The 13,697-nt window shown below is 23.9% G+C and carries 19 protein-coding genes, 3 pseudogenes and 1 riboswitch; of the genes and pseudogenes, 16 read left to right on the forward strand and 6 right to left on the reverse strand.

All coding sequences use genetic code 4. From position 1 onward, the window contains the following. The 5 genes and pseudogenes from SDAV_RS09050 to SDAV_RS09070 all read right to left on the reverse strand — a co-directional run bounded on the left by SDAV_RS09050 (nucleotide 1) and on the right by SDAV_RS09070 (nucleotide 2,462). Nucleotides 1-237, reverse strand: a complete 237-nt coding sequence (locus SDAV_RS09050; protein ID WP_114565341.1) for a hypothetical protein — start codon at nucleotides 235-237, stop codon at nucleotides 1-3. Next, nucleotides 237-642, reverse strand: a pseudogene (locus SDAV_RS09055) (hypothetical protein). Before SDAV_RS09055 ends, SDAV_RS09050 begins: the two are co-directional and overlap by 1 nt. Next, nucleotides 635-1,655, reverse strand: a pseudogene (locus SDAV_RS09060) (hypothetical protein). The pseudogenes SDAV_RS09055 and SDAV_RS09060 overlap by 8 nt, the downstream one beginning before the upstream one ends. Next, nucleotides 1,630-1,857, reverse strand: a complete 228-nt coding sequence (locus tag SDAV_RS09065; protein WP_114565342.1) for a DUF2649 family protein — start codon at nucleotides 1,855-1,857, stop codon at nucleotides 1,630-1,632. The pseudogene SDAV_RS09060 and the gene SDAV_RS09065 overlap by 26 nt, the downstream one beginning before the upstream one ends. Before the next feature lie 152 nt (nucleotides 1,858-2,009). After that, entirely contained in the window at nucleotides 2,010-2,462 is a 453-nt protein-coding gene (locus SDAV_RS09070; protein WP_114565343.1) for a DUF3627 domain-containing protein, read from the reverse strand. A 474-nt stretch (nucleotides 2,463-2,936) separates the two neighbouring features. Here SDAV_RS09070 and SDAV_RS09075 point away from each other — a divergent pair, with 474 nt between their 5' ends. The 13 genes and pseudogenes from SDAV_RS09075 to SDAV_RS09130 all read left to right on the forward strand — a co-directional run bounded on the left by SDAV_RS09075 (nucleotide 2,937) and on the right by SDAV_RS09130 (nucleotide 10,729). Further along, nucleotides 2,937-3,329: a RidA family protein gene (locus tag SDAV_RS09075; RefSeq protein ID WP_114565344.1), complete on the forward strand. Its 393-nt coding sequence runs from the start codon at nucleotides 2,937-2,939 to the stop codon at nucleotides 3,327-3,329. A 521-nt stretch (nucleotides 3,330-3,850) separates the two neighbouring features. Continuing rightward, on the forward strand, nucleotides 3,851-4,153 hold the full coding sequence (locus tag SDAV_RS09080) for a hypothetical protein (RefSeq protein ID WP_114565112.1): 303 nt from the start codon (nucleotides 3,851-3,853) through the stop codon (nucleotides 4,151-4,153). A gap of 14 nt (nucleotides 4,154-4,167) precedes the next feature. Next, on the forward strand, nucleotides 4,168-4,320 hold the full coding sequence (locus tag SDAV_RS12225; RefSeq protein WP_158500808.1) for a hypothetical protein: 153 nt from the start codon (nucleotides 4,168-4,170) through the stop codon (nucleotides 4,318-4,320). 308 nt (nucleotides 4,321-4,628) lie between these two features. Beyond that, entirely contained in the window at nucleotides 4,629-4,841 is a 213-nt protein-coding gene (locus SDAV_RS09085; protein ID WP_114565345.1) for a hypothetical protein, read from the forward strand. Next, a complete protein-coding gene (locus SDAV_RS09090; protein WP_114565346.1) occupies nucleotides 4,819-5,034 on the forward strand; it encodes a hypothetical protein in 216 nt (71 codons plus the stop codon). The genes SDAV_RS09085 and SDAV_RS09090 overlap by 23 nt, the downstream gene beginning before the upstream one ends. Before the next feature lie 79 nt (nucleotides 5,035-5,113). After that, the gene (locus SDAV_RS09095) at nucleotides 5,114-5,452 is read left to right on the forward strand and encodes a hypothetical protein (protein ID WP_114565347.1); all 339 of its coding nucleotides are present in this window, start codon (nucleotides 5,114-5,116) and stop codon (nucleotides 5,450-5,452) included. Between the two features lie 106 nt (nucleotides 5,453-5,558). Further along, the gene (locus SDAV_RS09100) at nucleotides 5,559-6,029 is read left to right on the forward strand and encodes a hypothetical protein (RefSeq protein WP_114565348.1); all 471 of its coding nucleotides are present in this window, start codon (nucleotides 5,559-5,561) and stop codon (nucleotides 6,027-6,029) included. Beyond that, complete coding sequence (locus tag SDAV_RS09105) at nucleotides 6,013-6,546, forward strand: hypothetical protein (RefSeq protein WP_114565349.1); 534 nt, start codon at nucleotides 6,013-6,015, stop codon at nucleotides 6,544-6,546. The genes SDAV_RS09100 and SDAV_RS09105 overlap by 17 nt, the downstream gene beginning before the upstream one ends. 155 nt (nucleotides 6,547-6,701) lie before the next feature. After that, nucleotides 6,702-6,851, forward strand: a complete 150-nt coding sequence (locus tag SDAV_RS12230) for a hypothetical protein (RefSeq protein WP_186823358.1) — start codon at nucleotides 6,702-6,704, stop codon at nucleotides 6,849-6,851. Beyond that, a pseudogene (locus tag SDAV_RS13560) lies at nucleotides 6,844-8,100 on the forward strand (DNA cytosine methyltransferase). The gene SDAV_RS12230 and the pseudogene SDAV_RS13560 overlap by 8 nt, the downstream one beginning before the upstream one ends. Before the next feature lie 324 nt (nucleotides 8,101-8,424). Then, nucleotides 8,425-8,715 (forward strand): Mbov_0395 family pilin-like conjugal transfer protein, encoded by a 291-nt coding sequence (locus SDAV_RS09120; RefSeq protein WP_114565352.1) that lies wholly within the window; start codon nucleotides 8,425-8,427, stop codon nucleotides 8,713-8,715. 30 nt (nucleotides 8,716-8,745) lie between these two features. Next, a complete protein-coding gene (locus SDAV_RS09125; RefSeq protein ID WP_114565353.1) occupies nucleotides 8,746-10,356 on the forward strand; it encodes an Mbov_0396 family ICE element transmembrane protein in 1,611 nt (536 codons plus the stop codon). Between the two features lie 103 nt (nucleotides 10,357-10,459). Beyond that, complete coding sequence (locus tag SDAV_RS09130; RefSeq protein ID WP_114565354.1) at nucleotides 10,460-10,729, forward strand: hypothetical protein; 270 nt, start codon at nucleotides 10,460-10,462, stop codon at nucleotides 10,727-10,729. 93 nt (nucleotides 10,730-10,822) lie between these two features. On the opposite strand, the gene SDAV_RS09135 is transcribed toward SDAV_RS09130, so the two are convergent. Beyond that, the gene (locus SDAV_RS09135; RefSeq protein ID WP_114565355.1) at nucleotides 10,823-11,893 is read right to left on the reverse strand and encodes an integrase core domain-containing protein; all 1,071 of its coding nucleotides are present in this window, start codon (nucleotides 11,891-11,893) and stop codon (nucleotides 10,823-10,825) included. Nucleotides 11,894-12,328: 435 nt separating this feature from the next. Here SDAV_RS09135 and SDAV_RS13565 point away from each other — a divergent pair, with 435 nt between their 5' ends. From SDAV_RS13565 to SDAV_RS09145, 3 genes are all read left to right on the forward strand, one after another. Continuing rightward, complete coding sequence (locus SDAV_RS13565) at nucleotides 12,329-12,466, forward strand: hypothetical protein (RefSeq protein ID WP_245938373.1); 138 nt, start codon at nucleotides 12,329-12,331, stop codon at nucleotides 12,464-12,466. A gap of 45 nt (nucleotides 12,467-12,511) precedes the next feature. After that, nucleotides 12,512-12,724, forward strand: a complete 213-nt coding sequence (locus tag SDAV_RS13570; RefSeq protein ID WP_245938374.1) for a hypothetical protein — start codon at nucleotides 12,512-12,514, stop codon at nucleotides 12,722-12,724. A gap of 108 nt (nucleotides 12,725-12,832) precedes the next feature. Then, nucleotides 12,833-13,513: a hypothetical protein gene (locus SDAV_RS09145; protein ID WP_114565356.1), complete on the forward strand. Its 681-nt coding sequence runs from the start codon at nucleotides 12,833-12,835 to the stop codon at nucleotides 13,511-13,513. Nucleotides 13,514-13,553: 40 nt separating this feature from the next. Beyond that, nucleotides 13,554-13,654, forward strand: a riboswitch (purine riboswitch). Nucleotides 13,655-13,697: the final 43 nt, after the last annotated feature.

Below are 13,697 nucleotides of genomic sequence, written 5' to 3' on the forward strand. Positions count from 1 at the left end.
CTAACTATACAATGTTTTTGAAAAAATAAACCCAACAATATATAAAATCGATATTGTTAACATTAACGGATGACTAAATAAAATTGCCATTCTCCCAAATAATCAAATCAAGCAAGTATCAGAATTATATAAATCCATAATAATATTTTTTGCCGATGTAAATTGATTAATAATAACAGTAATAAAACCAATACCAAATATCGCAATTGCTACCACCAATAAAACTAATTTAATCATTATTTATGCACTCTCCTATATCCTTGTTCTCTTGTTTTTGATTTTTTTGCTAAACTTGATAATTGTTTTTTATTACGATTAATTTTAAATTTTTTACGCTCTTTAATATGTTTTTGCATACCTTGTTTAGTATCAGAATCAGCCGCGAACTGTTGAAGAATATATTTGCGAAACACCACTATTAACTGTTGAACCTAATTCATTGTATTGAGTTCTTGTGACATGGATTGCATAAATAGATAACTTAATAACCATAAAAAAGATTAAAAAATAAGCAATTGACGTATTTGTCATCGGTAACTTTGTATTTCAAATTACATCAAAAATAAACAAAAATATATCAAAAGCAAAATTAAAAATCTTATCTCAATTACTATTATTATTTTCAACTAATAAATTAATCATCTTTCCTATTTCCTTTCTCTTTTTTAGGTTTTAAATTCTTTTTCAAAATATCAATATCAAACAATTCTAATCGCTCTTTAACGCTTAATTTTGTGATTTCCGACCAATAATATTCTTTTTTATTAACAATTTCATCATTCTTTAAATCACGCACAAATTTTAACCATTGACTATCATACTTATTAGCAAATTCAAGCGGAATAATTATTTTAAAAAACCGAATTCCTAACCCAACATCCGACTTATGTTTTGCTCTTTTACCTTCTGCTGTTCGTTCTACTGATTTTGTTTTTCAAATTTCATAATCGGTAATATCTTCGAAAATACCAATTCGCATAATAAAGAAACGGTTAAAAAAATTAAATCCTTTCTTAGCAACAGGTTTTTTAAATGAAATTGGAATAATAATTCCATTTGCTAACTGGCGAATATTATTTCAAATCATACCCTCACGCTGAACAGTAAACAACGCACGATTACCAAAATGTCTCGCTAAAACAATTCATGGTATTTTACCACTATGAACTTTTTTCTCATCGTGAGGACTAGTTCCATCAATATACAAATAACTTTCATCAAATAAAATAACACTATCATCGGGTGGGACTAGTTTTGTTCGATCGGTAAAATCTAAATTTTTAAATGTTAAAACTTTAACTTTATCATCTTCTAACGGATAATTACTATAAATTTCATCTGTCAATAATTTCATAGATTGACATTTGCGATAAATAATTTAAAAGCAATGTTTTTCCAGTTCCTAACTTACCAATAATAACTGATAAAGGATTATCTCAAACAAAATTTACTAACCGAAAAGCGTTTAACTGATAAAAAATATTTTTTCACAATCATCACACAAAATAAACACATTGTAAAGCAAATAATATTCAAAATACTAAACCAACACAATACAAAGAAATTATCCAAAATAATAAATTAACCAAACTAAACAAAAACATTGAACCACTAATATAACAATAGTTTTTAAAGAAAAATATAAACTTTTTCATTATTTAAAATACCAACTATCTTAAAAACCATTCACAAGAAAAACCAAGTTAAGAACAAAATAACAATTCAAATACCAACCATTAAAGTTAAATATTCATTTTGAGTTAAATTTCAAGTTGTAATAGTTTCAACATTTGTTTTATCTATAAACAAAAAGACATGAATAAAAAACTCTTTTAATTTAATTCAATCATTTTGCATATTTAAAAACTCCACATTTTTTGAATAAGTTTAAAAAACATTCCAAAAAACAAAACAATAAATAACACAAACGATATAACATATAAAAACTCAGGGGCATTTGAACCAATAATATAACTAACAAATTGAACTCAATAATCATATAAACTCATTTAATTTAAACTTTCTAAGTCATTAATTAATTGTTGTACTTTTTCATCACTTCAATTTATTAAATTATTATTATTATTATTTATTTTTACTTTTTGATGTTCACTTGAAAATAATGCTTTTTTAATTTTGGTAAAATAATTTTGTTTATATTGATTATATAAATTAATTAACGCTGTTCCAGTTAAATACTTTCAAATATTTCGCTTTAAATTTTCATCATACTTTATAAAAATAGGATAAGAATTATCATAAATCAAACCGATTGCTACTTGATCCGAATGTTTTTCACTCGGATAAATAAACTTATTACTAAATCAAAACCCAATATGACGATTATGATTGGTTAAATTAATAAAACTTGCTTTATCTGTTGTAAAAGGGATAAATTCCTTACTAATAAAATAATTTTCTACATTCTGATTTTTCTTAACAAAATTACTCAATTTTATCATCTCCTAACTAAATATTTATTTAATAAACATTGTTATATTTAATGTTTATATAATGTTTTTTAATTGTAATAAACAATGATTATTAACAATGTTATAAATAATGCTAATATATTTTTTATTTAATGCTTAATAAACACTGTTAATAAACATTGTTAAATATATAAAATAATAAAAATTGGCACACTGAAAAATACTATTTAATTTTTAACAATAGTTATTAAAATATAAAATCATAAGTTTTAAGTTGATATTATTTAATCAAATCACATATAAAAACTAGTGTGACACAGTTAAAATACATGATAAATAATAAAATCCTTTAACCATAAGACCGCAAAATAAAATAATGTTTCTTTTCAATAAAAAATCAACTCCTTTCAAAGTTGATTTGTTGCACTTCGATTACAAAATGCAAAATATCATCAATATTTTAACAATGATTTTTAAAAAGTCAGAAAGGAATGATTAATTATTATGAGTAAAAAAATTATTTCAACACATTTGGCGCCAAAAGCAATTGGACCATATTCACAAGCAGTTAAAACAGGGGACTTCTTATATGTTTCTGGTCAATTGCCATTAGATTCAACAACAACGATGATTGAAGGAACAACAATTACAGAACAAACAAAGTGTGCTTTAAAAAATTTAAAAGCAATTGTACAATCAGCAGGTTACAGTTTAACAGATGTTGTTAAATTTAATATTTTCTTAAAAGATATTAATGATTTTCCAGCAATGAATGAAGTTTATCAAAAATATTTTACAGAAAATTTTCCAGCTCGTTCTGCTGTTGCAGTTGCAAATTTGCCTAAAAATTCTTTAGTTGAAATTGAAGCAATTGGATGTTTAAGAGGAGAAAATTAAAAAACTATGTTTTGAAAAAGAGAAAATTGAATTTCCCCTTTTTTATTTTTAAAATGTATTCATTAATGAAGTTATAATCTAATGACAAATTATTATTTAAATTTTCTTCTTATTTTGCAAATAATTTGATAAAAATAAATTCTAACTTTTTTTGTTTAACTTTTGACCGCGTAAAATATTCGGTTGGTATAAATTTACCAAAAACTAAGAAAAAGATAGATATAAAATTCTATCTTTTTTAATTAGGTTAAAATTGTCGTTAACCTTGCTTAGTTTAAGAAAATAATAGCAAAACCAACCGAATAAAACTCTCCTACTTGGAATGTCGTAAAACCAAGCAAGCGAGGATAAACAATATAGGGGTGGCCGTACCGCTACGACATAATGGAGGCAATTCTTTTAGGCAATATAAAAGAGTTATTGTGGTTTGGGGATAAATCTTTAATCTGCAATGGTTAAAGGGTAAGTGTTCCACAATAAAAAAATTTAGAAATCTTACTATTTATAAGGAGGATTTGAAAGTGTCTTTAAAAGAACTCTGTTGAAAAGAGTTAAAAATTAAATTAACAAATAAGAGAGGATTAATTAATAAATGTCAGTGTTATATCAATGAGTACTTTACAAAATTAACCAAAAACAAAAAAGGCGGCTGATATTGTAAAAAGTATGCTCGGCATTGTTTAGCGAGACTAGAATTTATTAATAAACAAAAAATAAGTTATAATCTTTGATTTTTGACTTTACAATGCAAAAATAATCACCAAATTATTAAAAAAATAATTTTTAAGAAAAATAAATGATGAATTATTAATATCAAAAATTAGAAAGGAGAAATTATATGGTTGAAAATAATATCAAAAATACAATTAGCGATTTAATTAACGAGATTAAAACAACAACAGAAAACAATTTAAGCAATTTAGAACAAATTATGGAAGCTTTAATTGATAAAGTTAATAATATTGAAAATATTTTAAATCAAATACGATAAAAAATTAAACCAACTATTTATTAAAATTATTTGGTTTTTTATTTTTGATAAATAAAAAAGAAAGGAGATAAAAATAATGAGGAAAAGTTGTCCTAAATGTAGATCAAAAATAGATGGTGATAATAAACATTTATGATTTACAAATGTTTATTGTATTTTTGCAAAAAACCCATATATTTTTAAAAAGAAAAATTAGATAAATATGTTTGTTTGTGACTCTTATTTTATTTTTTTTATTTAAGTTTTTAGATGATCTCTTAGTTATTTAAAATGTTGTGAAATATTAGGAAATTTGGAGAAAATTTAATATGTTTGATAAAAAACAATATAAAAAATGAAACATATTATCAAAATATTTAAGTTGAGATGAAATATTTAGATATTTTAAAAGAGTTTATGATTATAAAAATGAAGAACAATTAAATCAAACACTTAATAATTATTTAAACAATTTACCAATTAAGGATATTGAAGAATATGAAAGAGAGATTTTAAATAATGGCAATAACAAAATCAATTAAATTTAACAAACTACAAGAAGAAAACGAAAAACTAAAAAATAAACTTATTGAAAAAAACAAAGAAATTGAAGAACTAAAATATAAACAATTATTTGAAGAAGATTTTGATAATATTTATATTCAAAGTAATATCCATAATTTTAGCGAACTTGAATGAAACTATTTTCAAAAATATAATTTTTTTTGTAAATAATGAGAGATTAATTAGGATGTTTGTTTTAAAAGACATTTTAAAATATGAATTATTAGAAAGCAAAGGTGAAGAATAAAATATGTATTTAGTTACAAAAGATTCAGATAATATAAAAGATCATTATAAAATAACGGATTTAATTTCAAAAAATACCGATCATAAAGAAAAAGAAAACTTTTGATATAAATTTGGTTTAGAACAATATTGAACAGAATATTGTTGATCAAGTGGAACAATAGATAATATAAAAGATATTGATGAATATTTAACCAAAAAGTTTAAAGAATTTCAAGAAAAATCGTGAAATGAAATTATAGAAAATTATGTTGAAGATAAATTTGGTTATACAGTGATAAATTATTTATCTGATATTAAATGACTAAAAGAGTCAGACAAAAATATAGAACCAGTTCGTTAAGAAGTGATTTTTTGGTTTAATTAATTATTTATTTTTAAAATACTATTAGATATTAATTTTAGGAAAAATAAAATTAAAAGCAAAAAAAGTGAGGTAGGTGTTAAATATGATAAAAAAAATTTATTTAAACCAAAATTTAATTTCACAAGAAATAAAAAATAAAACGCATATTTTAATAAACAAACAAAAAGATTGTGTTGTTTTAGATAAAAATTGTTTAGGTTTATCAAATTATAAAAATTATTTTTGTTTAAAAATTGATGAAAATAAAAATTATGCGGTTCATAGTAGTATCAATAATAAAAATGGTAATATTGTGGGAAAAAATTTAATTTTATCTTTTGAAAAATTAAAACATGAAAACAAAAAACAGTTTAATTCGCAAAACAACATTGATGCTAATAATGATTTACTAAATAAATATGATAATCATTATAAAAATAATAAAATACAACAACAAAAATTAACATTAGAAGAATTAAAACAATTACTAGAAAATTTAGAAAATATTGATAACCCCAATTATTGAGATAATGGTTTTTATTTAGGATACAACAAATATGAAAAAATTACTTAGTTTTTTAGCAATATTTTCGTTATCGTGTACAAACACAGTGAATTTGATTAGTTGTGGTAATATTGCAAATAACAAACCACACTTACCACCAGCAAAACCAAAAGAGCCAATAGTCAAATATGTTTTTTACTATGAAAAATTAAAACAAGAAATTACAGCAGAAATCAAAGAATATGATGAAGTAATTAAAGAAATTGAAAATAGTAAAAATGATTATGAAAACGAAACAGATTATCATACAGAATTAAACCAATCACAAGCAGAAAAATTTATTAAAATTTCTGAACTAAATAATTGCGAATATCAAATTTTACTATGTCAAAAAGAAAATGAGTTTACAGACGAACAAAAACAACAAGCAATTAAGTTGTTAAAAAAACAAATAAACAACTTAAATAGTACTTTAAATTTATTAAGCAAAAATAAAAATAGTGATTTTGACCAGAAAGATTTAGAAAAAATAAATACAAAAATTAAAAATATAAAAACAATTTTAGACGAAATTAAAAACAATTAAGGAAGAAATGATTTATGTATAGATAACAAAAAACAAAATAAAAGCAAATATAAAGATGAAAATACATCAATAGATTAAATTAAAAAAACATAAATAATGAAAATAACACAAAACAAGATATTAATTATCTTGTTTTTTTAGAAAGAGGTGCAGAAATGATTAATTGCCCATTTTGTAAATATATTCATAATATTTATAATGAAAACAATATTAATATATTATTTTTTTGTTCTTATAGGTATCCCAATCCATGAATCATTTTAGATAAAAGAAAAATTAGAAGAATGATTGTTTATTATGCTTAAAGTAATTGAATTATTTGCTGGAATTGGAAGTCAAAGAAAAGCATTAGAAAAGATTGGTATTAACCACAAAGTAATTGCTTTTTGTGATAACGATAAATACGCTGAAAAATCATATCGAGCGATTTTTAATGATTATGACACACCAAATTTAGGTGACATTACTAAATTAGAAACTTTACCGTATGCTGATTTAATAACTTGATCATTCCCATGCCAAGACATATCAAATGCCAATAATAACGGGCAAGGATTAAATGGCAAGCGAAGTGGTTTAGCTTACAAAGTTGTTCATTTAATAGGCACAATGGCAATAAAACCGCAATATCTTTTAATGGAAAATGTACCAAATTTATTAAGTAAAAAGTTTTTTGTTGGATTTCAAAATCTACAAAATCAACTTAATAAATTAGGATATCATAACCAATATTTTACAATGAATGCCAAAGATTATGGAATTCCCCAAAATAGAAAACGATTATTTATGATTTCAACATTAAAGCAAGATTTTAAATTTCAATATCCCTAACCTTGTAATTTAAAATTTTTAGTAAAAGATATTTTAGAAAACAATGTAAATGAAAAATATTTTATTAGACAAGAATCAATGAAAAAAGCAATTGAAAACAATAAACTTAAAATCATTCAACAATGTTCTTATACAATTACAACAAAACAAATGCGATGAGGAAACGCAGGAATTATTGCAATTCCCAATGATATAAAAAAACTTAATGATGGAAAATTAATGATTAATCTGAGAAATTATAATCAAGTTAATATTTTTAATGATATAACAAAAAATAATCTTATTCCAACCATTACAACAGGACACGGGAGACCACCACAAATTGCATTACCAATTAAGGATTATGGTAATTTTATTGTTTTACCACGAGCAAAAGATGGTTTGCTAATTAATGGATCATATAATCGGTTTTGAAAAACAGAAAATAATTATATGGGAACAATCGCAGCAAGTAATGTCAATAAAATTATGATTGATAATAAAAGACAACAACAAGATAGTAGTAAAATACTATCTTTTTTAATTGATGAAAAAGAATACTTTTTACGAGTGTTAACCCCTTGTGAATGTTGATTATTAATGGGATTTAGTAATAAAGACTTTGATAAAGCAAGCAAAGTTGTTTCAGAAACCCAACTTTATAAACAAGCTGGTAATAGCATTGTTGTTGATGTGTTAGAAAAAATATTTACAGCAATGTTTGAAATAGAAAAGAAAAATTAAAGATGCAAAATAAGAGAAAAGTTTGGTGAAAATGACTTTTATATCCTTTAACAATTATTATTGGAATTTTGTTGCTAGTAATTTCCCCTATTTTGTTTTTTAATTGCCCTTGGAATTGATTGTGATTTTATGATTGGTAATTTATTATTGCATTTATTTTACTTACCTTTCGAAAGGAAAGAAAAAAATGACTAAGAAAAACAATATTAAAAATTACTTTAATAATCAAAAGCAATATTATCAAAAAAAGAAAAATATTTATTATCAAAAAAGAAACAAATTAAGTAAAAGCAAATTTTTAAAATAACAAAGGAGGATAAAAATATGAAATCAAACAACACAGCAGATTTTAGTGGAATAATGGATGTTGTTATATTATGAAGTAATGTTGTTTTGGGAGTAATAATGGGTTTGGCAGTTGTTTTTGCAATTTGAAAATTAATTATTATTTTAATTTCAATAATGCGAAATGCTGATAATCCCGAAGCGAGAGGAAATGATTTAAGTGCTTTAAAATGACCGATTATAGCAATTATTATAATTTTAGTTGTAATTGCTGTTATGAATGTTATTTTACAAGTTATCAAAACATATAACCCTAGTATTGGAACATAGTTGATAAAAAATGAAAGGAAGTGAAAAATTATGATACTTAATGCACTGTATAAACTAATATGATCAATTTTTGTACAAGGGCCATTGCAATTAATTGCATCATTTAACACCGTTCTAAATTATTTAACGGGAGGAGTGGTTGGTGATTTAATGTTTGGATCAAAACAAGAATTTAGTTTTCAAAATATCCCAATGTCATTCTGATATTTTGTCATTACGACTTTGTGCTTATTTTCATTAATATTTACAATTACTATGATTAAAATTTTGTTTCAAGATGCCACCGAAACAAAAACAAAATTTATTGTTGCTTTACAAAATGGTAGTAAAGCGTTTGTTTTTATCTTTTTAATTCCAATCTTTTTCTTTTTGGCTAATTTTGCAATTGCTAACATTGCCAAAATGATTACATCGGGATTTGGTGGTGAAAACGGAAATATTGCAAACTATCTATACAATATCGGAAATACCAATTGAGATGGTACTGGTGATAATATACCAAACAATTATTCCTATCCTGACAATATTGGTGATTTTAATATGATTGCCGAAGTTTTTGGAGTGTGATTTATGTTGTTTGCAATGTTTATGATTAGAATTGCTTTGGTACAAAAAATAATCGAATTGTTTTTCTTATTTATTATTTCGCCATGAGTAATGGTTATTATGACAATTGACAATGGTAAAGGAGCATTTATTTGAAAAGATATGGTAATTGCAAAATTTCTAGCATCAACCGCCACTTTAACAGGATATTTTATTTTTATGACAACAATTCAAACAATTTTAAGCACTAATTTAGCAGGATTAGGTATTGAGGGAATTGGAAAATCATTGTTTGTTATTCTGTTTATGTGCGGTGGTGGCTTGGCAGTAATGGCATTTTCGGATGTTGTTGCCAACTTAATTGGTGAAGCAGCTGGTGTTCGTGAGGGAATGAGTTCAATGAAATCAACTGTTGCTGGTGGAATGATGGCAATGGGAGGTGCTAAAATGGCAGGAAAAGCATTCGGATTTGCCAAAAGCAAAAGAGCCAAACGAGCAATGACAATGGGTGGTAGTACTAGTATGGCAGATAAAACCATGAATGCGATGGGTTCTGGCGGTGATTGTGATTGAGGTGATAATGAAACAGCAAGCAGTCAATCTCGTCAAGAAAAACCCCTTGACTTTCGACATTTCTGACACGCAACCGAGGGAATGAGTTCGAGAGCTGGGATTGTTGGCTTAGCAGGCTTTGGGCTTGGAGTCACAACGCTTGCAACAAGTAAACTACTTGGTGCAGCTCGCGGTGGTGGAGCAAAAGGATTCTTCCGCCAAATTGGAACTGGGATTGCAACACCATTCAAAGCAATTGGTAAAAGATTTAACCCACAATTGGCAAATAGAGGTGATGGAGCAAAATGAATCCAAAAATTTGCTAATGAAATTGGTGCAATTTTTATTTTAGATCAATTTCATTTAATGAAAGAATTAAAAACAATATTTCCTTATCGAAGAAGAAAACTTACTAAAAATTTAACCGATAATGAAAAAATAAGAAAACAAATTTATTGAGATATGAATAAATTATTTAAAAATGGCGATCCTGATGAAGCAATAAAATATTTAAAAAAAATTAATTACAAGAAAAAATATTAAAGAATATCCATTCTTAAAAGATAAAAAAGATAAAATCAAAGATTTCATTAAATATATCAAAAATAATTCTAAGGGTATTAAAGTTTATAAAGAGGATTGATATATGGGGTCTTGTACTGAACCACAAATTTCGCATAATGTAAAATGATTAAAAGGATATGGTGCTAAATCATATAGTGAAAAAGTTTTTAAAAATATGATTGCAATAAAAATGGCAAAAGAAAATGGTGTTAATTTAATTGATTTTTATCTTAATAAATTAAACAAAAAAAATGAAAAAGAATATAATTATTATTATAAAAATGCAGATAAACATATTCAGCAATTTTTAATAAATAAAAATGTTGCTCACCAAGCACAAGGTTTTGTTTAAAATTTAAAGTAAAAATCAATAATTTAAAATAAATTTATTAAATAATTTGCGAATTATTATTTTTTGTAAGGTACAATACACATTTAAGACCAGTTAGTCTTTTAAAAATTTTAACACAGCTTCTGCCGGTGTTAAAAGATTTATGCTTTTATGACGACGAATATTGTTATAATAATCTAGAAGAATTTTTATCTGTTTTTTAACATTATCAATATTCGTTAAATATCAAGGTAAATATTCAAAAAACTTATTTCAGTTTTGATGAAATCTTTCAATTTTCCCATTTGATTGTGGAGAACGAACTGGAGTTGTTTGATGAACAATTCCTTTTTTATTTACCGCTTTAGTAAATTCACTTTTATGATGAGCATAATTTACACGATGATTATAAATATATTCTGTACCATTATCTGTTCTAATTCTTTTTATTTTAATACCAACATTCATAAATTCAAAATAAGCTTTTTCAAATAGTTTGATAGCAATTTCTTGTGTTTTACTTTCATTTACATACGCCACTGCGTAACGAGATTTTTCATCAATATAATCAAAAATATACAAATCTCTTTTGTAACCTGTCATATTTTTAGTTAATACTTTAACATCATGTTGAATATGCCCTAATTCATGCATTTCATAACGCTTATAAATTTTCTTTTTCCTTTTACTCTTTAATAAATATTGATTAAATGTTTTATCTCATTTTATTAATGTTTTAATATTATGTCTAATTGGTTTATTTTGATACGTAAAGTAATTTGCCAATGTTAAATTATAAAATTCATAAATTCCTGTCCCATAATTTTCACGATAATTTTTAATCATTTGTGCTATTTTCATTTTATAAGATTTATTATAAATATAATGAATAGTTTTTGGCCGTGTTGAATGTTTTTTAAATCATTCAAAATTATAAGAATTATTTAAAAACTTCTTAATTTTATTTGGTCAGTTATAAAATGTTTGTTTCCCTTTATAAAATAATTTAATTAATTGATTTAATGAATGAGTTTTAAGATAGTATTTATGACATAAGTTAAAATAATTGGATAAATTATTATAAATATAATTTGTTTCCTTAGTTGCCGCAACTTGGCCGTATCATTTTTTAAACCCACGATGTAATTTATATAATTCATTTTCTGTAATTATACTTGTTATCATTTTGATCCTCCTAAATTTATATTAAAGAATTTAGTGGTCTTAAATGTGTATGGTTTTTACACGAATTATTATTTTTTGTATTGTAAATTATTAGTTTTATGTTATAGTTAAATTAATTAAAAAAGATAAATTTATCTTTTTCTTAGGAATTTTATTTTAATAGATAAATATTTATTAGAATAAGGTATCACCAACCGAATAATTTACTCCTTCTTAACTTTTTTATATAATTCTAAGTAATAGTTTAAATTATTTATGCTATTAAATTTTAGAAAGGAACTTATATTTTATTAATGAAAAAAAATATTTACATATTTAATGACCTTGGGAATAATGATCATAAGTGGAATAGCAATTGTTTCTTGTGCTTGTAGTTATCCAAAACAAAACAAATTGTAAGAAGAAAAGCAAAGAAAAGATTTAGATAGAGCTCCTTTGTTACCAATAAATAATAATAATAATAATAATCCAAAAAAAGAGGAAATAAAGTTACAATTTCCAATTGATATTAGTGGTATTACTAAAATTAACCCAATTAAAAAAGTTAATGTTAAGAATATTAAAGATGTTTAGTTTTCTGAATGATCAGAGACAATTCGTGATGCAATTTTAGCAACATTGCATGCAGAACTAAGCACTAAATTAACAAAAAATGATTATGATGTAACTCCTATCTTCCCAAAAGAGTTTTATATCAAAGATAATAAAATTGATACTCTTTCTTTTTATTTAACAATTCCAAGAAAAATAGAAATTACCTGTTTGGGAAAAAATAATGCAAAGGGTAGATTTAATATATATGTCATACTACCAATAGGTACTGTAAAATAATGATAAATTAATGAAAGAATATAAAAAAATAACATTTTAAAATGCTGTTTTTTTATTTTTTTAAATACGGTATGATTGATATATATGGGAGAGGAACGTGATTAAAAAATGTTTAATTTAAAGCAAATAACAGGATTAGTTTATTTTATTTTTATTATTGTAATTGGACTGCTTCTTGTAGGTTGATTAATATTTGGTCTTATTTTATTAAGGTTTAAAAAGAAAAAAACAACATTAAAACCACGGATGTTATTACGGAAAATGTTAAATGAGAATGATTTACAAGATGTTAATATTGGAGAACAAAACCATATTGTTAAAGCATGGAATTTTTCAAAAATAAGTAATGCTGTCATTATTCGTCGTACTGATGATAAAGACCAAAGCATTGTAAAAATTTATGATATGATTTTTCATTTTTATTATGTTTATAACCAAAAAACAAAACAATCAAAATGCTTTTTTTGATTAAAATTTTTGTCATGATTTTTGTTGTTTACAATATTTTTATTTATTGTAGCAACAATTTTAGTTATTTTAATACAGTTTTTAAAATACAATACTGTTATTAATGCAATTGACATTACAATTCAAATTTTATCTATTATTGGCATTGTTTATTTGATTTTGGGATGATTTTGTTGGGCGAATTTAGTAGAAAATTATCGTCAAGATTTAATAGCATTAGCAATAGACTATTTACCAACAAAATTTATCAAGTCTTTTAAAACTTATACTAGTTTTAAAGCATTTTTTCCTTTTTCTGAAAATGTAATATGTTTTTATTAAAGGGATTGTAATTTTTTATGAAATTCGTTATATTTAAAAAGTAAATGTATTAAACAATTCATATATATGCTAGTAATATGGTCTAGTGTTTCTACGTCTTACCATTTATAAGAAGACTCTATATGTTAATGCTTCATTTTGCATTAACTTATGTTAATTAAACAAGGTTAATGTTTTTTATTTT

Origin of the sequence: Spiroplasma phoeniceum P40 (assembly GCF_003339775.1) — a bacterium.
Lineage (GTDB): Bacteria > Bacillota_I > Bacilli_A > Mycoplasmatales > Mycoplasmataceae > Spiroplasma > Spiroplasma phoeniceum.